Origin of the sequence: Sphingobium sp. HDIP04, assembly GCF_000445085.1 — a bacterium.
Classification (GTDB): Bacteria; Pseudomonadota; Alphaproteobacteria; order Sphingomonadales; family Sphingomonadaceae; genus Sphingobium; species Sphingobium indicum.
In genome coordinates, this window is sequence record NZ_ATDO01000124.1 from 1 (window position 1) to 18,504 (window position 18,504).

20 protein-coding genes are annotated in these 18,504 nt (G+C 66.9%); 15 read left to right on the top strand and 5 right to left on the bottom strand.

The features are described 5' to 3' along the window. The first annotated feature begins 106 nt into the window (after nt 1-106). Nucleotides 107-502 (top strand): DUF3168 domain-containing protein, encoded by a 396-nt coding sequence (locus L286_RS43490; protein WP_020818960.1) that lies wholly within the window; start codon nt 107-109, stop codon nt 500-502. A gap of 276 nt (nt 503-778) precedes the next feature. Here L286_RS43490 and L286_RS43495 read toward each other — a convergent pair whose 3' ends face one another. Then, on the bottom strand, nt 779-1,102 hold the full coding sequence (locus tag L286_RS43495) for a hypothetical protein (protein WP_007684089.1): 324 nt from the start codon (nt 1,100-1,102) through the stop codon (nt 779-781). A gap of 57 nt (nt 1,103-1,159) precedes the next feature. On the opposite strand from L286_RS43495, the gene L286_RS43500 reads away from it, so the two are divergent. The 11 genes from L286_RS43500 (at nt 1,160) to L286_RS43550 (ending at nt 11,239) form a co-directional block, all read left to right on the top strand. Beyond that, complete coding sequence (locus tag L286_RS43500) at nt 1,160-1,567, top strand: phage tail tube protein (RefSeq protein WP_020818959.1); 408 nt, start codon at nt 1,160-1,162, stop codon at nt 1,565-1,567. Next, on the top strand, nt 1,564-1,890 hold the full coding sequence (locus tag L286_RS43505; protein ID WP_233431882.1) for a gene transfer agent family protein: 327 nt from the start codon (nt 1,564-1,566) through the stop codon (nt 1,888-1,890). Before L286_RS43500 ends, L286_RS43505 begins: the two co-directional genes overlap by 4 nt. Further along, nucleotides 1,887-2,084 (top strand): phage tail assembly chaperone, encoded by a 198-nt coding sequence (locus tag L286_RS43510; RefSeq protein WP_020818958.1) that lies wholly within the window; start codon nt 1,887-1,889, stop codon nt 2,082-2,084. Before L286_RS43505 ends, L286_RS43510 begins: the two co-directional genes overlap by 4 nt. 182 nt (nt 2,085-2,266) lie before the next feature. Beyond that, nucleotides 2,267-2,806 (top strand): hypothetical protein, encoded by a 540-nt coding sequence (locus L286_RS43515; RefSeq protein ID WP_020818957.1) that lies wholly within the window; start codon nt 2,267-2,269, stop codon nt 2,804-2,806. Beyond that, entirely contained in the window at nt 2,803-5,130 is a 2,328-nt protein-coding gene (locus L286_RS43520; RefSeq protein ID WP_020818956.1) for a DUF2460 domain-containing protein, read from the top strand. Before L286_RS43515 ends, L286_RS43520 begins: the two co-directional genes overlap by 4 nt. Next, nucleotides 5,127-5,945 carry a DUF2163 domain-containing protein gene (locus L286_RS43525; protein WP_020818955.1) on the top strand — a complete coding sequence of 273 codons (819 nt, stop codon included), beginning with the start codon at nt 5,127-5,129 and terminating at the stop codon, nt 5,943-5,945. Before L286_RS43520 ends, L286_RS43525 begins: the two co-directional genes overlap by 4 nt. 8 nt (nt 5,946-5,953) lie before the next feature. After that, nucleotides 5,954-6,313, top strand: coding sequence for a hypothetical protein (locus L286_RS43530; protein ID WP_020818954.1), 360 nt, complete (start codon nt 5,954-5,956; stop codon nt 6,311-6,313). 8 nt (nt 6,314-6,321) lie between these two features. After that, entirely contained in the window at nt 6,322-8,520 is a 2,199-nt protein-coding gene (locus tag L286_RS43535) for a phage tail protein (RefSeq protein WP_020818953.1), read from the top strand. 33 nt (nt 8,521-8,553) lie between these two features. Continuing rightward, a complete protein-coding gene (locus L286_RS43540) occupies nt 8,554-9,057 on the top strand; it encodes a DUF2793 domain-containing protein (protein ID WP_020818952.1) in 504 nt (167 codons plus the stop codon). 190 nt (nt 9,058-9,247) lie between these two features. Beyond that, nucleotides 9,248-10,324, top strand: coding sequence for an OmpA family protein (locus tag L286_RS43545; RefSeq protein WP_020818951.1), 1,077 nt, complete (start codon nt 9,248-9,250; stop codon nt 10,322-10,324). Nucleotides 10,325-10,687: 363 nt separating this feature from the next. Continuing rightward, entirely contained in the window at nt 10,688-11,239 is a 552-nt protein-coding gene (locus tag L286_RS43550; protein ID WP_025160769.1) for a superoxide dismutase family protein, read from the top strand. A gap of 80 nt (nt 11,240-11,319) precedes the next feature. Here L286_RS43550 and thpR read toward each other — a convergent pair whose 3' ends face one another. Continuing rightward, nucleotides 11,320-11,877, bottom strand: coding sequence for an RNA 2',3'-cyclic phosphodiesterase (gene thpR / locus L286_RS43555; RefSeq protein ID WP_020818949.1), 558 nt, complete (start codon nt 11,875-11,877; stop codon nt 11,320-11,322). Between the two features lie 120 nt (nt 11,878-11,997). Here thpR and L286_RS43560 point away from each other — a divergent pair, with 120 nt between their 5' ends. Continuing rightward, on the top strand, nt 11,998-12,735 hold the full coding sequence (locus tag L286_RS43560) for a Bax inhibitor-1/YccA family protein (protein WP_020818948.1): 738 nt from the start codon (nt 11,998-12,000) through the stop codon (nt 12,733-12,735). 140 nt (nt 12,736-12,875) lie between these two features. On the opposite strand, the gene L286_RS43565 is transcribed toward L286_RS43560, so the two are convergent. The 3 genes from L286_RS43565 to L286_RS48120 form a co-directional block, all read right to left on the bottom strand. Beyond that, complete coding sequence (locus L286_RS43565; RefSeq protein ID WP_020818947.1) at nt 12,876-13,505, bottom strand: glutathione S-transferase family protein; 630 nt, start codon at nt 13,503-13,505, stop codon at nt 12,876-12,878. 185 nt (nt 13,506-13,690) lie between these two features. Beyond that, the gene (gene clpA / locus L286_RS43570; RefSeq protein ID WP_007684066.1) at nt 13,691-16,012 is read right to left on the bottom strand and encodes an ATP-dependent Clp protease ATP-binding subunit ClpA; all 2,322 of its coding nucleotides are present in this window, start codon (nt 16,010-16,012) and stop codon (nt 13,691-13,693) included. Between the two features lie 157 nt (nt 16,013-16,169). After that, nucleotides 16,170-16,367, bottom strand: coding sequence for a DUF1192 domain-containing protein (locus L286_RS48120; protein ID WP_007684063.1), 198 nt, complete (start codon nt 16,365-16,367; stop codon nt 16,170-16,172). A gap of 126 nt (nt 16,368-16,493) precedes the next feature. On the opposite strand from L286_RS48120, the gene L286_RS43580 reads away from it, so the two are divergent. Together L286_RS43580 and L286_RS43585 are read left to right on the top strand one after the other, a co-directional pair. Next, nucleotides 16,494-17,480, top strand: coding sequence for an NAD(P)H-quinone oxidoreductase (locus L286_RS43580; protein WP_037445146.1), 987 nt, complete (start codon nt 16,494-16,496; stop codon nt 17,478-17,480). 152 nt (nt 17,481-17,632) lie between these two features. Then, entirely contained in the window at nt 17,633-18,496 is an 864-nt protein-coding gene (locus L286_RS43585; RefSeq protein ID WP_020818944.1) for a UDP-2,3-diacylglucosamine diphosphatase, read from the top strand. Nucleotides 18,497-18,504: the final 8 nt, after the last annotated feature.

Here is an 18,504-nt window from a genome sequence, read left to right on the forward strand (position 1 = left end):
GGGTTGAGGAGGCGCGGGTCGAGGGGGATGCCGTGCGCCTGTCCGGGGCTGGGCTGAGGCGGCGGTGGATGGGCGATCTGGGGTTGCGGGAAGCGGGGAGAGGGCGATGAGCGCGGAGGTGGCGGTGCGTGGCGCGCTGGTGGCGGCGCTGCGCGGGGATGCGGCATTGATGGCGGGGCTGAACGGGCTGTTCGACGGCGCGCCGGGACGGGCCAGCGCGCCCTATGGCGTGGTGGGGGACTGTATCGCGCTGGATTGGGGCGCGAAGGATCTGGACGGGCGGGAGCTGGTGGTGACGGTCAGCCTGTTCGATGCGGGGGAAGCGCCTGCGCGGCTGGCGGGATTGTTGGCGCGGGTGGATGCTGTTTTGCGCGGGCTTGGGCTTGCGGGGGGCTGGCGGGTCGTCGGGGCGCGGCTGGTTCGCTCGCGGGTGGCGCGGACTGGGGCGCGGGACGGGTGGCAGGCTTTGGTGGATTATCGGGTGCGGGTGGTGGGGGCGTGAGGGCCGCGGTTTTACAGCGCTGAGGGTGTTTCTTCCGGATAGGGCGGAAGCTCGCTGCGCTCGCACCCACCCCTAGGCTGTATCGACATTCAGAAGCTGGCGAGCCGAAAATCGTGGTTTTCCGTGACCCGGAGCGGAGCGTACTCAAAATAGGTGAGCACCGGAAGCACGGGATTGAAGCGAGGCACGTGACTCGCTTCAACCATTTGCAGGCCGCCAGAGCTGAATGTCGATACGGCCTAGCCCCACCCTTGAAAGGGAGGGGAATGTTGGGGGTCAGGACTTCGAATAGTCTTCATATTCTCCGATGATCTTGTCGCGATATTCGCTGATCTGGTCGTCGGCGTCCGATTGGGCGTCCTTTTCCGACATGCCGCTCGACCTGTCGTCCGCGACGATGGCGGTGCGGAAGGCGGCTTCCTTCGCGCCGCATTCCGTCTTCAGCACGGCCTGGAAATCGCCGAGCGACAGTTTCTTGTCGATGGCGGGCTGAATCTGTTTCGACAGGCATTCCGAATAGGCCTTGCGGCCATTGCCGACGGCGTCGCCGCTTTGCGGGGCGGCGGCCAGCAACAGCATCAGGGGGATGGTCACAAACATATTGGCCTCTCTCCAAATCCCGATTCTTGCACGGTTTATCTTAGAGGAGAATGCGCCATGGGCGTGGAAAAAGGAAGCGCGTTTCTGTTGAAAATAGCCGATGGCGGGGCGCCGGCGGCCTATGCGACCGTGGCCGGGATGCGGACCACGCAACTGTCCGTCAATGGCGAGGCGGTGAACGTCACGCACAAGGGGTCGGGCGGCTGGCGCGAATTGCTGTCGGGCGCGGGGGTGCGATCCGTCAGCGTGTCGGCGGCGGGCATATTCACCGGATCGGCGGCGGAGGTGCGGCTGCGCAACCATGCGCTGGCCGGAACCGTCGAGGATTATGAGCTGAGCTTCGAAAGCGGCGAGAAGATGCGGGGCCGCTTCCTGGTGACGCGGCTGGACTATGCCGGGGATTATAATGGGGAGCGCAACTATGCGCTGAGCCTGGAAAGTTCCGGGCCGGTGGTGTCGCTGTGAGCGGGGGCAATGGTGCCCCAGCTAACAGTGCTCGCGGCGAGGCCGCGCTGGAACTGGGTGGGGAGCGCTTTGTGCTGCGGCCCAGCTTCGCGGCCCTGGTGGCGGCTGAGGAGGAATTGGGACCGTTGTTCGCGCTGGTGGAGCGCGCCGCCGACGGGAAGCTGTCGCTTGGCGAGATGGCCGGGCTGTTCTGGCATTGCCTGGCGGAGCCGCCCGCGGGGCTGACGCGGGAGGCGCTGGGCGAGGCGATCGTGGCGGCGGGGCTGGCGAAGCTGACGCCGGTTCTGCGGGGGATATTGGGACAGATATTGGGGGGACGATGAGCTTTTTCAAAGCGGCGGCGCGGCTGGCGGGGGTCGCGGGGTGGCTGCTGGGATGGCGGCCGGAGGAATTCTGGCGGTCTACCCCGGCGGAACTGGAGAGCGTGTTGCGGGCGGCTCGCGGCGAAGAGGACGAGGCGCGCGCCGGGATGGATCGGGGGGAGTTGGAGAGGTTGCGGGCTGGGATGCCGGATTGAGGTTGGGGGTGACTGCGCTTCTCGACCTTGGCCTGTCCTGAGCGCCTGCCGCAGGCGGGCAGTCGAAGGGATCGAAACGAACGAGGGTGATGGAAGGGGCGGGAATTCAGTTCCAGCGTTTGGACTGGGCTCCTGCCTTTGCAGCGCACTTTGTTCTTCAGCGTGATTTTTTGGGGGTCGGGATGGACGAGGAGATCGACGATCTGGTCGTGCGGGTGCGGGCGGATAGGCAGGCTTTTGCGCGGGATGTGGAAGCCATGCGGGGAACGCTGGAGGGGCCTTTGGCGAGCGGTGCGGAGCGGGCTGGGCGGCGGATCGAGCAGGGATTGCTGCGGGCCGTGCGGACCGGCCAGTTCGGGTTCGAGGAATTGAAGGCCATCGCGCTGCGCGTGCTGGACGACATTGCGGCCAATGCCTTGCGGGCCGGGATAGGCAGCATCGGCGGGAACGGCGGGTTGATCGGCTTGGCGGCTTCGGCGCTGGGATTGCCGGGGCGGGCGACCGGCGGGCCGGTGGCGCCGGGGCGGGCCTATGTCGTCGGGGAGCGGGGGCCGGAGGTCTTCGTGCCTACGACGAGCGGGCAGGTCGTTCCCAATGGCGCGGGCGTCCGGGACGTGCGGCTTTCCATCGCGGTGCAGGGGCAGGGGGCGGACAGCGCCCGGTTGTTGGCGCGCAGCGCGCGGCAGGTGGCGCGCGCGGTGAGGGGGGCGATCAGCGGATGAGCGGGCTTGGATATTGGCTGGCCGATGCGCGGCGGGGGCAGGAAACGCGGTTCATGAAGCGCTTTGCGCCGACGCATTGGACCGTCAATTTTCCCCGGCCGATGATGGCGAGCGTCGTCACTGCCGCGCCGGATGCGTTGCGGGTGGATGCCGTCTTCTATGGGTCGGGGGATCTGGCGGGGCTGATCTGGGAGGCGGAGGACAAGTGGAGCCATGCCCTGCTGGCCTATGAGACGGATCGGGATTTTCGCGATTGCGTGCTGCGCTTTCGCTGGCGGAGCGGCGGGCTGCGGCGGCTGGACGAGACGCATGGGCCGACGCTGACCATTGAGGGGAGGGACGCGGCCGGGCATGCGCGGGCCTGGTATGTGCGCTTGTGGAACTATGCGAGCGGCGGGCCGGAAGATGCTGTGATCGCATTGGATTTTTCCGCGATCAGGAGCGGATTCCTGCTGACCGAGGGCGAAGACGTCTGGGCGGGCGACGTGGACCGGATGTTCATCTCGCTCGCCGCGCCGGGCTATGATGCGGGGAGCGCCGCCTTCGCCGCGGCGGTTGAGGGATGGTGCGAGCTTTCGGAGATAAGCTGCGACGGCGCCGGGTCGGTGCTGCGCGTGGGCGATGTGGTGCTGCCCGAACATGGGCTGTCGATGGCGACCGGCTATGACGACTGCTTCAACCAGACGCCGGAGCGGATCGTCGCGTCGATCCATGCGCTGGGCTATCGCGGGGACATCAATCATTATGTCGGGATGAGCCATTATTTCCGGCTCGAACCGCTGGGCGGCGGATTTTACATCAGCCTGGCGGGCGGGGTGCTGAACGCGCCCTGCGCCGCCTGGCATGCGGACTTCGCGCAGCGGGCCAAGGCGCTGGGGCTGGGGGTGATCTGGTCGCTTTCCTATGAATTGTTCGACGCGCATTGCTGGAACGACTGGAAGCAGCGGGCGGAGGATGGTTCTCCCGCGCTGACGGGCTGGTCGCCGCCTTCGACCCTGCTTTCCCCCGCGCATGACGGGGCGATGAGCTATTTGCGGCTGGTGGCAGGGGCCTTTGTTTCCATTGGCTTGACGGCTGGATTGGAGATCAGGTTTCAGGTGGGCGAGCCATGGTGGTGGGTGATGCCCGCCGACGGGCGCATCTGCCTGTATGACGATGCGGCGCGGGCGGCGTTCGGCGCGGCGCTGGTGTCCATCCCGGACGTGCGGGGGACGCTGAGCGCCGGGCAGAAGGCGCTGCTGGACCGGGCGGGCGAAGTGCTGGCGGCATCGACGGCGGCGCTCTGCGCCTGGGTGAAGGGGGTGGCGCCGGGGGCGGTGACGCATCTGCTCGCCTATCTGCCGACCGTGCTCGATCCGCTGGCGCCGGAGGCCAAGCGGGCGAACATGCCGGTGGGATGGGCGTCGCCGGCCTTCGATGTGTTGCAACTGGAAGATTATGACTGGGTGACGCAGGGGCGCGACCGGCTGACGGCGCGGGGCGTGGAGCTGGCGGTGGAGCGGCTCGGCTATCCGGTCGAGGCGCAGCATTATCTTTCGGGTTTCGTGCTGCGCGGGGAGGATGCCGCGCAATGGCGCGAGATCGCGGCGGCGGCCGATGCGGCGATGCGGCGGGGGACGGCGGCGACCTTCATCTGGGCGCTGCCCCAGGTGGCGCGGGATGGCTTCACCTGCTTCAGATTATATGGGGAGGAAGATGTGCAAGCCTTTGACGATGTGTCCTTTCCCTTGAGCGTCGGGCGGGAGGCGAGCGTTTCGCCGGCTTTCTCCACGCAGGTCGTGGAGAGCGTCTCGGGGCATGAGCGGCGGAGCAGCGATTGGGCGGATGCGCGCCTGTCCTTCGATGCCGGGCCGGGCGTGCGGTCGGAAGCGGATATGGCGGCGCTGATCGCCTTCTTCCGGGCGCGGCGCGGGGCGGCGCGGGGATTCCGCTTCAGCGATCCCTATGACGACCGCAGTTGCGCCATGGGGGAGGCGCCGGGGCCTTTGGACCAGCGTCTGGGGTTGGGCGACGGCGTTCGGGCGGAGTTTCCGTTGCAGCGCTTCTACGGCGCGGGCGAGGAGGCGCAGGCGCGGCGGATCACGCGGCCGGTGGCGGGGACCATCAGGGTCGCCGTGGATGGCGTGGAGATGGCGGGCGGCTGGAGCCATGCCGGGCTGGGCGTGATCGCCTTCGACGTCGCGCCTGCCGAGGGGGCTGTGCTGACCGCCGGTTTCCGCTTCGACGTGCCGGTGCGCTTTGCCGAGGACCGGCTGGACATCAACCGGGCGACCTTCGCGGCGGGCGAGGCGCCCTCCGTGCCATTGGTGGAGATCAGGGAATGAGCGGCCTGGAGGCGTTGGAGAAGCCGCTGGCGACGCTGGCCTTTTGCTGGCGGATCGAGCGGCGGGACGGGGTGACGATCGGGCTGACGAGCCATGATCGCGATCTGGAGATCGGCCATCTGCTCTATCGCGCGGCGCCGGGGATGACGCCTTCCGCCGTGCGCAGCGGCATCGGGGTGGAGGGCGCGGACAGCGATGTCGAAGGCGCGCTGGTGGCGGATGCGATCAGCGAGGCGGATTTGACGGCGGGACGCTGGGACGGGGCCGGGCTGGAGTTGCGGCTGACCGAGTGGGAGGCGCCGGGCGATCTGTGGCTGCTGCTGGCGCGGGGGGAGATCGGGGCCGTGACGCGCAAGGCGGGGGCTTTTTCAGCGGAGCTGGTGGGCGCGATGGCGGCGCTCAAGGCTTCGGTCGCGCCGTCCACTTCGCCGGACTGCCGGGCTGTGCTGGGGGACAGGCAATGCCGGGTCGACCTGGCCGGGCGGCGGCGCGTGGTGGCTGTCGGCGCGGTCGAGGATGCGGTGGCGAGCGTGGCCGGGCTGGAGCCGGGGGCCTATGCCTTCGGCACGTTGCGATGGCTGACCGGGGCCAATGGCGGGATAATCCAAGGGGTGATCGACAATGGCGCCGAGGATGTCAGCCTGGCCGATCCGCCGCCCTTTGCGGTGGAGGCGGGCGCCCTGGCGCTGCTGACCGAGGGGTGCGACCGGCAGTTGGCGACCTGCGTCGGCCGGTTCGGCAATGCCGTGAATTTTCGCGGGGAACCCTATCTGCCGGGGACGGATTTGCTGACGCGCTATCCGGGGGCGGCTTGAGCGGGGTGGTGGCCGCCGCCCGCGCCTTGGTGGGAGCGCGGTTCCGCCTGCACGGGCGGCTGCCCGAACGAGGGCTGGACTGCGTCGGGTTGGCGGCGCTGGTCCTGGGACGGGCGGCGCCGGAGGGATATGGGCTGCGGTCCGGGGATGAGGGGCAGGCGGCGGACTGGCTGCGGGCGGCGGGTCTGCGGCGGGTCGATGCGGCGCGGGAGGGCGACCTGGCGCTGGTGCGGCCGGGGCCGTTGCAACTGCACCTGATGATCGTCGTGCCGGGCGGGCATGTCCATGCCCATGCGGGCCTGGGGCGCGTGGTGGAGATGCCGGGGCCTTCGCCCTGGCCGGTGCTGGGTTACTGGCGGGCGGAATAGGAGGATCTATGGCGACGATCGTGTTGACCGCCCTTGGCACGGCCATTGGCGGGCCGTTGGGGGGCGCCGTTGGCGGGCTGATCGGCAATGCCTTCGACCATGCGGTGCTGTTCAGGCCCAAGGGCGTGGAGGGGCGGCGGCTGAACGAGGTTCAGGTCCAGACGTCGACCTATGGATCGCAGCTGCCCAGGCTGTTCGGGACGCTGCGGGTGGCGGGAACCGTGATCTGGGCGACGGACCTCAAGGAGACGAGGCACAGGAGCGGCGGGGGCAAGGGGCGGCCCAGCGTCACCAGCTACAGCTATTCGGCGAGCTTTGCCGTGGCGCTGTCGGCGCGGGCCGTGCGGTCGGTGCGGCGCATCTGGGCGGACGGCAACCTGCTGCGCGGGGCGGCGGGGGACTTCAAGACGGAGCTGGGAGCCTTTCGGCTGCATTCGGGCGGCGAGGACCAGGCCGTCGATCCGCTGATCGCGGCAGCGGAGGGCGTGGGGGCGACGCCGGCGCATCGGGGGATTGCCTATGCGGTGTTCGAGGATCTGTCGCTCGCGGACTATGGCAATCGCATCCCGTCGCTGACCTTCGAGGTGGAGGCGGACGAGGGGCCGGTCGCGATTGCCGATCTGGCGGCGGAGTTGAGCGGGGGGATGTTGACCGGCGACGGGCTGGACGCGGTCGCCGGCATGGCGGCGGGCGGCGCGGATGTGGGCGATGCGCTGGCGCCGCTGGCGGAGGCGTTCGGCCTGGCCCTTGTGGCCGAAGAGGCGGGATTGCGCCTGCGGGCGGGGGACGCGGAGGGGGCGACGGCGATCGCCGCCGGGGCGCTGTGCCGGTCGGTCAACGGGCGGGCGCTGAACGGGTGCGAACATTCGGGCGGCTCGGCGGACAGCGTGCCGGCGGCCTTGTCGGTCCGCTATCACGATCCGGCGCGCGACTATCAGGCGGGCGTGCAGCGCATCGGCCGGCCGGGTCCGGGACGGCTGGAGCAGGGCATCGACCTGCCGATGGCGCTGTCCGGCGAGGAGGCGCGGTCGCTGGCGGCGCGGAAGCTGGGAATGGCATGGGCCGGGCGTTCGACGATGACGCTGCGCTGCGGCTGGGATGCGCTGCGCCATGCGCCGGGCGATGTCGTCGCGGTGGAAGGCGTGCCGGGCCGGTGGCGGATCGAGGAGCGCGAATGGGAGGCGATGGCCGTGCGCCTGGCCTTGAGGCGCGTGCCTGGGGCCGGCGCCGCGATCCCGCTGGGGGCGTCGTCCGGCGCGATGGTGCGGCAGGCGGACAGGCCGCATGGGCCGACCATGCTGATGCTGGCGGACCTGCCCATGATCAGGGAAGGGGTGGCGGCGGCGCCCCTGATCGTCGCGGCGGCGAGCGGCGGCGAAGGGTGGCGCGGGGCGGCGCTGTTCGTGATCGGCGCGACGGGGGAGGCTTCTCCCGCCGGGCGGACGGCGGGCCGCGCCGTGATGGGATGGGCCGACAACGCCTTGCCCGCCGGGAGCGTGACGATGGTCGACAGCATCCATGCTCTCCACGTGACCCTGCTGTCGGCAGACATGGAATTGGCGGGGGCGGACGAGGCGGCGCTGGGCCTGGGGCGCAATCTGTGCCTGGTCGGGCAGGAACTGGTCCAGTTCAGCCATGTCGCGCAGACCGGCGAGGCCAGTTTCCGGCTGGAAGGCCTGCGGCGCGGATTGTTCGGAACCGAATGGGCGATGGCGTCCCATGAAGAGGGTGAGGCTTTCCTGCTGCTGGAGGAGGACCGGCTGGTCGAGCTTGCCCCTTATGGAAGCGGGGCGGAGATTGGCGGCGGCCTTCATGTCTCGGCGGTCGGGGTGGGCGACAGCGCGCCGGCCGATGCGCTGTTGACGATAAGGGGGGAGGCGGTGGTGCCGCCTTCTCCCGTGCATGTCACGGCGCGGGGGGATGGGACCGGCGGCTGGATCGTCGGCTGGACGCGGCGCGGCAGAGGCGGATGGCGCTGGACCAGCGGGACCGATGTGCCCTTGGGCGAGGATCGGGAGAGCTATGAACTGCGCGTGTCGGCAGGGTCGACGGAACTGCGCAGGATCGTCACCGACCGATCGCCCTGGACCTATGATGCCGCGGCGGTGGCGGAGGATATGGGCCATCCGGGCGAACTGGCGGTCGAGATCCGGCAGGTCGGCACCTATGCGCTGGGCCGCGCCGCGCGCATCGTTCTGGCGGGCTGATGCCGGCCCTTTGAAGAAAAGGACAATCGAATCATGACGATGGACTCGACGCTTCGCTGGGCCTTGCCCCAGCTCTTTGCCGGGCAGGCGCAGAAGGAGCTGTTTCATAACGAGGCGCTGGCGCGGATCGACATGCTGCTGCACGGCGCGGTGGAAAGCGCCGACCAGGACGAGCCGCCCGCATCGCCGCCGGTCGGCGCATGCTGGATCGTGGCCGCCGGGGCGGGCGGCGCCTGGGAAGGGCAGGGTGGGGCGCTGGCCTGCTGGACGGAAGGGGGGTGGCGTTTCGCCGCGCCGCGCGAGGGCCTTTCGCTGTGGGTCGCGGACAGGGGGCATGCGATGCGTCATGACGGAGCGCATTGGGAGGATTGCGCCGTGCGGGCGGACGGGTTCTATGTCGGCGGGGAACGGGTCGTGGGCGCGGCGGCGGCGGCCATCGCCGATCCCGCGGGCGGCGCGACCGTCGACATGGAGGCGCGTTCGGCCCTTGCCGCAATTCTGGGCGCGTTGCGAACACATGGCCTGATCGCGACCTGAGCCGGCTGTGGCTTTTGATGGGGAGGCCCCTTGCCGAAATTGCCGTTGCGAATGAGGGGCCAAGGGCAGGACGGCGGCGTAACTGCGTTATTTTTGCAACAGTTTTGCCAATTGTGGACTTGCCATGAAACTTTCTAGCCGATACAGGGTTTCAGCAGTCCTTCGTGACACTTTTGAAAGGGGAATTCAGATGCGGAAGCTTGCCCTCGCGGCTGTGCTTGCGACCAGCGCCCTGGCCACCCCGGCCTTGGCGCGTGACAATAGCTGGTATGTCGGCATCGACTCCGGCGTTGTTCTCGTCGAAGATCAGGACATCACTTTCACCCCCGGCAACGCTGGCGCCGCCAGCAACACGGTCGCCGGCGTGGACTACCACAAGGGCTTCGACGGCGACGCCGTGATCGGTTACGACTTCGGCGGTTTCCGCCTGGAAGCGGAAGCCGGTTACAAGCGCGCTGAAGTCGACCTGGACAAGAGCGGTTTCGGCGGCGCGGCTTCGGCCCTGTCGTTCATGCTGAACGGCTTGCTGGACTTCGGTCCCGATGACGGCCTGCAGGGCTTCGTCGGCGGCGGCGTCGGCGTGTCGCGCGGCAAGCTGGCCAACGACCTGGTCAACGATTCCGACACCGGCTTCGCCTGGCAGGCGATCGCTGGCGTCCGCTATCCGCTGACCACCAACGTGGACGTCTCGCTGAAGTATCGCTTCTTCAACCAGGACGACATCAAGCTGGTTCCGGCCTACACGACCATCGGCGGCCCCGCCGGTTCGTCGGTCGACACCAAGCTGCGCACCCACAGCCTGCTGCTGGGCGTGACCTACAACTTCGGTGGCGAACCGGCTGCTCCGCCGCCGCCTCCGCCGCCTCCGCCGCCCCCGCCGCCTCCGCCCCCGCCGCCTCCGCCGCCGGTGGCCGAGTGCAGCCCTGGGCCGTACATCGTCTTCTTCGAATGGGACAAGTCGGACATCACGCCTGACGCCGCCACCATTCTGGACAATGCGGTTTCGGCCTACAGCAACTGCGGCAGCGCCCAGGTCATGCTGGCGGGCTATGCGGACCGTTCGGGTTCGGCCTCCTACAACGTCGGCCTGTCCCAGCGTCGCGCCGATGCCGTCAAGGCCTATATCTCGTCGAAGGGCATCCCCGACGGCGTGATCACGACCCAGGCGTTCGGTGAATCGAACCCCCGCGTCGAAACCGCCGACGGCGTTCGCGAACTGCAGAACCGTCGCGTGGAAATCACCTACGGTCCGGGTTCGGGTCAGTAAGATTTTCCATCCTTCGGGATGGAAGAGGATCGAGGGGCTGGTCGCAAGACCGGCCCCTTTTCCATGCGGTTTGTCCGCGGAGGAGAGGTCGGGAAGCCAGCCGTGATTGGCTTCGCACGAAATGGCCGGTGTTCCGTTCGGGCTGGGCCATGCCGCCCCGAATGCAGGGTGTGAATGCAAGCCGGCGGGATTGGGCTGCTGTCGAGCCGCGTGTCTTGTTCGAGCGCCTAGCGGGAGTTGCTCCTGGCTTTGGCCCGGCGAGAGCGATCGGAACGAAAAGCTGTGACATTTCGGACCGCCTAGGCAACAAAAGACCGTCATGCCGCGTTCGCCTGGCAGCATTCCTCTGGGAGTTGGATCATCATGAAAATTGCCGCAATTATTCTGGCATTGCCCATGGCCGCCATGGCGTCGGGTTGCGCGACCGGATCGTCGGCGACGGCGCCGGTCGGCGATGCCGCCGCGCCTGTCGCCCATGCGAAGCTGCTGGCCGGAGACGGATCGTCACGAGGAGAGGCGACCGTGACCCAGGCCGCTGATGGCCTTCACGTGCTGGTGCGCGGCCAGGGACTGACGCCGGGCATGCATGCCGTGCATGTCCATACCGCCGGAAGCTGCACGCCGCCCGACTTCGCCAGCGCGGGCGGGCATTGGAATCCGACCGGACACAAGCATGGCAAGGATAATCCGGCGGGCATGCATATGGGCGACATGCCCAACATGATCGCGGGCGCCGACGGTGCGGGCGAGATGGAATATGTCATTCCGGGCGGGACAGTCAGTTCGGGAACGACTCCCTTGCTGGACGGCGATGGCGCGGCGGTCGTCATCCATGCGCAGGCCGATGACAACAAGACCGATCCGGCTGGCAATGCCGGTGGGCGCGTGGCCTGCGGCGTCTTGTCTGCGGGATAGCTTTCGCGGGCGATGGATCGATTTCGGTCTGTCGGAAAGGGCGCTTCTCTTCTTCAGGAAGGAAGCGGGCTTCGACAGGCTCAGCCTGAACGGGGATAGGGGTGGTCCTGCACGCCGTAGCGTTCGATCATGTGGTAGGTCGAACCTGTCTGGCCTGGCTGGCTTTCATACAGGGCGAATTCGTCGACCGTGAAGGGCGCGCTTGCGAGGGCGGCGTGGAGGGCCATGAACGGTTCCATCGGACCGGCTGTCCGGCCGAAGCGCGCCAGGGTGATGTGAGGCAAATAGCTGCGATTGTCGGGAGGAAGGCCGATGCGGACGCAGGCGCGGTCGACCTTTCGATGAAGTTGCGCGAGGGGGTCGCGGGGCTGCACGCCCGCCCAGAGCGTGTGGACCTGGCCCTTGCGGTCGAAGCAGCCGACGCCGGACAGGGCGATTTCGAACGGCGAAAAGCGGATATGGCCCAGCGCGTCGGCCAGGTCGTCGGCCCGCGGGCGGTCGACTTCGCCCACGAAGCGAAGGGTGAGATGCAGTTGGTCGTCATCCTGCCAGCGCGCCCCGGCGATGCCGTGCATCAGGCCCAGCAGCCGGGCGCGGATGGCGGGCGGGGGGCGGATGGCGACGAAAAGACGATGCATGCTCCTGTCATAGCGGCTTCGGCGCGATGAGTCAGGCTGCGGTCCGTGCTTGAATATGGCGCAGGATAAGCCGATAATAGGGAAACCGGCTGCTGTTCTGCCGGTGAAGGAGATTTTCTCATGGCCAATTGGTCCGATCCGCGTTCCGACATTGCGGGTTTTGGCGGCGCGACCGTCGCGCGCGGGGAGGCGTATGACGCTGGCCTGCGCAGCTATATGCTGTCGGTCTACAATTATATGGCGAGCGGCGTGCTGCTGACCGGCGTGGTCGCGATGCTGTTCGCGTCGAGCGGCCTTGCCTATCAGATATTGGCCGGGCCGGGCATATTGAAATATGTCATCATGTTCGCGCCGCTGCTGTTCGTGATGACCATGAGCTTCGGCATCAACCGGCTGTCGACCTTTGCGATGCAGGCGATGTTCTGGGCCTATGCGGCGGTGATGGGTCTGTCGCTCTCCTCCGTCCTGCTGGTCTATACCGGCACGTCGGTGGCGCAGACCTTCTTCGCGACGGCGGCGGCTTTCGCGGGGCTGAGCCTGTGGGGCTATACGACGAAGCGCGACCTTTCGGGCTTCGGCACGTTCCTGATCATGGGCGTGGTCGGCTTGCTGGTGGCGAGCCTCATCAACCTTTTCCTGCGGTCGAGCGCGATGAACCTGGTGATCAGCTTCATCGGCGTGCTGCTGTTCGCGGGGCTGACCGCCTATGACACGCAGAAGATCAAGAGCATCTATGCCCATGTCGCGGGGACCGACATGATGGGCAAGTCGGTGGTGATGGGGGCGCTGAACCTCTATCTCGACTTCATCAACATGTTCCTGTTCCTGTTGCGCTTCATGGGCAGCCAGCGGGACTGAGGCTGGTTCGGTCAAGATAAAGGCCCGGTGGAGCGATCCGCCGGGCCTTTTTGCGTGGCCTTGGCGCTGGCATGTGGGGCGTGGCAGAAAGAGGCGCTACCTGCGCAATTCCCCTCCACCACGAAAGATGGGGAGGATTTTCAGGGCTTTTGCATTTGGGCGATGAGGGCGTTGTCCATCTCCTTCTGCCGTTTATAGGCCGGGCGTTCGCGCAGGCGGGCGGCATAGGCTTCGAAGACGGGGCGGCTGGGGATCGTGCCGAAGGTCAGGCCCCAGTCGATCTGCGAACCGACATAGACGTCGGCGGCGGTGAACTGGCCGCCGCAAATCCAGCCGGGGCCTGAGACGGCATGTTCCAGCGTGTCGACCATGGTGTCGAACGTGCCGTAGCCCGCCGTTCGTTCCCGGCCTTCGGGAACGACGAAGCCGAGCGCCTTGTTGATGACGGCCGCTTCCACCGGGCCGGCGGCGAAAAACAGCCAGCGATAATAGTCGGCGCGCCTGTCCGTCGGCGGCGCGAGGTTCGCGGCGGGAAAGGCGTCCGCCAGATAGGCGCAGATCGCCGCGCATTCCGTGACCGTCCTGCCGTCATGGACGATGGCGGGAACCTTGCCCATCGGATTGATCGCCAGATAATCGGCGGATTTCATGCCGCCTTCGCCATAATCCAGCACGACCATCTCATAGGGTTGGCCGACCTCCTCCAGCATCCAGCGGGCGATCTGTCCCCGCGACATCGGGTTGGTGTAGAGGGTAATGGTTTCAGCCATGGCATGCTCTCCTGCGATCGGCGGGCGTCGTTCGGGATCGGGCGAGGCTGTTCCATGGACCGGCCATGGCGGAGCGGCGGCGCGGATCAGGGAAGCGGCCCGATAGTCCCGTCCGGTTCATTACCATCGCTCAAGAAAAAGGGCGACCCGTCGGGCCGCCCTTTTTTTCTTCATTCTGCGACCTTTTACTTGGCCGATTCCGCAGGCTTCGACCGGCCGCGCTTCTTGCCCTTCTTGGGGGCGGCGGGGGTGATTTCGAAGGCCAGCGCGTCGTCCTTCAGCCGGACATGGACTTCGCCGCCATGGACCAGCTTGCCGAACAGCAGTTCCTCGGCCAGCGGCTGCTTGATCTTCTCCTGCATCAGGCGGCCCATCGGGCGCGCGCCGTACAGCTTGTCATAGCCGCGCTTGGTGAGCCAGGCCTTCGCCTCGTCGTCCAGGGTGATGTGGACGTCGCGGTCGGCCAGTTGCAGTTCGAGCTGGAGCACGAACTTGTCGATCACCCGCGCCACGATTTCCGGCGGCAGATAGCCGAAGGGAACGATGGCGTCGAGGCGGTTGCGGAATTCGGGGGTAAAGAGCTTCTTCACCGCGTCTTCCTGCGCATCCTCGCGGGTGAGTTCGCCAAAGCCGATGCTTTCCTTCGCCATGTCCGACGCGCCGGCATTGGTGGTCATGATGAGGATGGTGTTGCGGAAATCCACCGTCTTGCCGTGATGATCGGTCAGCCGGCCATTGTCCATCACCTGGAGCAGGATGTTGAACAGGTCCGGATGCGCCTTCTCGATCTCGTCCAGCAACAGGACGCTGTGCGGATTCTGGTCCACCGCATCGGTCAGCAGGCCGCCCTGGTCATAGCCGACATAGCCCGGAGGGGCACCGATCAGGCGGCTGACCGAATGGCGTTCCATATATTCCGACATGTCGAACCGCTGGAGCGGAATGCCGAGCAGATGGGCGAGTTGCCGCGCAACCTCCGTCTTGCCGACGCCGGTGGGGCCGGAGAAGAGATAGTTGCCGATCGGCTTGTCCGGATCGCGCAGGCCCGCTCGCGACAGCTTGATCGCGGAGGACAGCACCTCGATCGCCCGGTTCTGGCCGAAGACGACGCGCTTGAGGTCCGTGTCGAGCGTTTCCAGCACCGATTTGTCGTCGGCCGAGACGGTCTTGGGAGGGATGCGGGCCATGGTCGCGATGACCTGCTCGATCTCCCTGGGGGTGATGGTCTTCTTGCGCTTCGACGGCACCACCAGCATCTGCATCGCGCCGACCTCGTCGATCACGTCGATCGCCTTGTCCGGCAGCTTGCGATCGTTGATGTAGCGCGCCGACAGTTCCACCGCCGCCTTGATCGCGTCGGGGGTGTATTTGACGTGGTGATGCTCCTCGAACGCGCTGCGCAGCCCGGCCAGGATCTTGATCGTATCCTCGACCGTGGGTTCGTTGACGTCGATCTTCTGGAACCGGCGCAGCAGGGCGCGGTCCTTCTCGAAATGGTTGCGGAACTCCTTGTAGGTGGTGGAGCCGATGCAGCGGATCGTGCCGCCCGACAGGGCGGGCTTCAGCAGGTTGGACGCATCCATCGCGCCGCCGCTGGTCGCGCCGGCGCCGATGACGGTGTGGATCTCATCGATGAAGAGGACCGCGTGCGGCATCTTCTCCAGTTCGGTGACGACCGCCTTCAGCCGCTCCTCGAAATCGCCGCGATAGCGGGTTCCGGCAAGCAGCGCGCCCATGTCGAGCGAGTAGATCACCGCTTCCTTGAGGACGTCGGGAACCTCGCCCTCCACGATCTTGCGCGCCAGGCCTTCCGCGATGGCGGTCTTGCCCACGCCCGGATCGCCCACATAGAGCGGGTTGTTCTTCGACCGGCGGCAGAGGATCTGGATCGTCCGGTCGACTTCGGAAGCGCGGCCGATCAGCGGGTCAACCTTGCCCCGCGCCGCCTTCTCATTGAGGTTGACGGTGAACTGCTCCAAGGCGCTGTCCTTCTTGCCCTTGCTGTCCTGCGTCTTCTTTTCCTCTTCGGCGGCGCCCTTCGTCTCGCGCTGCTGCTCAGGAACGGCGGTGCCCTTGCCGACGCCGTGGCTGATGTAGCTGACGGCGTCCAGGCGGCTCATGTCCTGCTGCTGGAGGAAATAGACGGCGTAGCTCTCCCTCTCGGAGAAAAGCGCGACGAGCACATTGGCTCCCGTCACTTCGTCTTTTCCGGAGGACTGGACATGCAGGATGGCGCGCTGGACCACCCGCTGGAAGCCGCTGGTGGGGGAGGGGTCGCTGGCCCCTTCCACCTTCAGGCTGTCGAGTTCGGTGTCCAGATATTGCGTCACCGCGTCGGACAGTTCGCCAAGCTCCACGCCGCAGGCCTGCATCACCTTCGACGCATGTTCATCGTCGATCAGCGCGAGCAGCAGATGCTCCAGCGTCGCATATTCGTGACGGCGCTCCGACGCGTGGGTCAGCGCGTTATGCAGGGTGGTCTCAAGGGCGGGTGCGAAAGATGGCATGTTCTTTATACTCCTGACCCCCAATGAGGGGTTGTCTTGAACCATATGTCGGCATTGCTCGACGCCGGATCAAGATGGACATCCTGACCGCCGGAATTGCCAGACTGCCCATGCCCGGAGAGACCCTTGTCGGAGTCGCGGAGGGCGGGGCGCGGGTTCATCGCTTGAATAACGCCTCGGCGCTTGCCTTGTGGTTAACGGCGTTATCAATCCTGGATCGGGTGCGGGCGATTTCGCCCTCCAGCGCTTCGATGCGCGCTTCGAGATCGGAAAGGGACAATGGGCCCAGATCCTGTCGGAGCAGTCGGGCCAGAGGATCATCGGCCTTTCGGGGCAGATCGTCATCCATGTCCATGACGTGCAATGTTGACCCTGCGGGCCAGTCTGTCAATAAGGCCTTCATTCCGCCCGTCGATTGTGGTGCGGTGCAACATCTGCCGCGAGGGCCGTAATGGCGAATGAAGGCGCAAGGCCGAACGAAATGCCGACTGAAATGACGGCGATCGGCATAGCGGCTCCGGGTGGGCCGGAGGTTCTGGTGCCGCAGCGGCGGCCGGTTCCCGTGCCTGGCCCCGACGAGGTGCTGATCAAGGTGGCGGCCGCCGGGATCAACCGGCCCGACGTGATGCAGCGGCTGGGAAAATATCCGCCGCCGCCCGGCGCGCCGGACATTCCGGGGCTGGAGGTTTCGGGCACCATCGTCGCCGCGGGCGGCAGCGCCGAGTTGCTGATCGGCCGGCGCGTCTGCGCGCTTCTGCCTGGCGGGGGCTATGCCGAATATGCGGTGGCGCCCGCAGGCCAGTGCCTGCCGGTGCCGGACGATTATGACCTGGTCGAGGCGGCCGCCCTGCCGGAAACGCTGTTCACCGTGTGGAGCAACCTGTTCGAGCGGGCCTATGTGGTGGAGGGCGACACCGTGCTGGTCCATGGCGGCACCAGCGGCATCGGCACCATGGCGATCTCGCTCTGCAAGCTGTTCGACATCACCGTCATCGTGACCTGCGGCAGCGACGCGAAGTGCGAGCAGGCGAAGGCCTGGGGCGCGGACCATGCGATCAACTATCGCAGCCAGGATTTCGTCGAGGAAGTGAAGCGCATCACCGGCGGGCAGGGCGTGCAGGCGGTGCTGGACATGGTGGGCGGGGATTACCTGCCGCGCAACATCCAGTGCCTGGCGGAGGACGGGCGCCATGTGTCCATCGCGACGACGGGCGGACCCAAGGCGGAGGTTTTCATTCCCGCGATCATGAGAAGGCGGCTGACGCTGACCGGATCGACGCTGCGGCCGCGATCCGTGGCGTTCAAGAGCCTGGTGGCGGACGAGCTGATGCGGGTGGTATGGGCCTTTATCGAGCAGGGAAGGCTGCGGCCGGCGATGGACATGCGCTTTCCGCTGGCGGAGGCGGCGAAGGCGCATGCGCGGATGGATTCGGGCGATCATTTCGGGAAGATCGTATTGACGGTTTGAGGGGGGAGGCGGGCCTATCCTGTTCCTCGCCATCGAGATGGGGAGGTCTGCGACTGGCCACAACCGTCGCATTTCCGTCACATTCGCTGCGAAATTGTAACATAGAGCCGCTAGGGATTCGCGCCTGAGGGAAACAGCTCAGGGGTCGCATCATGAACGCCGTCACGCGCCTGCCTTTCCTGGCGGAGTTGGACGATGGCGCCGACGACAGGTTCGCCATTCCGGAAAGGGAAGGAACGCGTCGCCGCTATCGCACGATCTGGATTTCGGACATTCACCTGGGCACGCGCGGCTGCAACGCGGGGATGCTGATCGATTTCCTCGACAGCGTCGACAGCGACACCATGTACTTGGTGGGCGACATCATCGACGGCTGGCGTTTGAAGCGCCGCTTCTACTGGCCCGCCGCGCACAATGACGTCATCTGGCGCTTGATGAAGCGGGCCAGGCGCGGCGCCCGCGTCGTCTATATCCCCGGCAATCATGACGAGATGTTCCGCCAGTTCACCGGCCTCAGCTTCGGCGGCGTCGAGATAAGGCGCAAGGCGATCCATGAGACCGCCGACGGCCGCAAGCTGCTGGTGCTGCATGGCGATGAGTTCGACGCGATCATGCTGGCGCATCGCTGGCTCGCCTTCGTCGGCGACGCGGCCTATGCCATGCTGATGCGCGTCAATGTCGTGGTGAACGCGGCGCGCCGGCGCATGGGCCTGCCCTATTGGTCGCTCAGCAAGATGGCCAAGCACAAGGTCAAGAACGCCGTGGAGTTCATCTCCCGCTTCGAGGAGGTGGTGGCGCATGAGGCCGGATCGCGGGGCGTCGACGGCGTGGTCTGCGGCCATATCCACAATGCCGAAATCCGCGAGATCGCAGGCGTCCAATATTATAATGACGGCGACTGGGTGGAGGGATGCACCGCGCTGGTCGAGCATTTCGACGGGCGGATGGAGGTGCTGCACTGGGCGGACGAGATCGCCCGGCGCACCGCCGAAGAACCTTCCCGGATCGCGGCCTGACGGGAGCG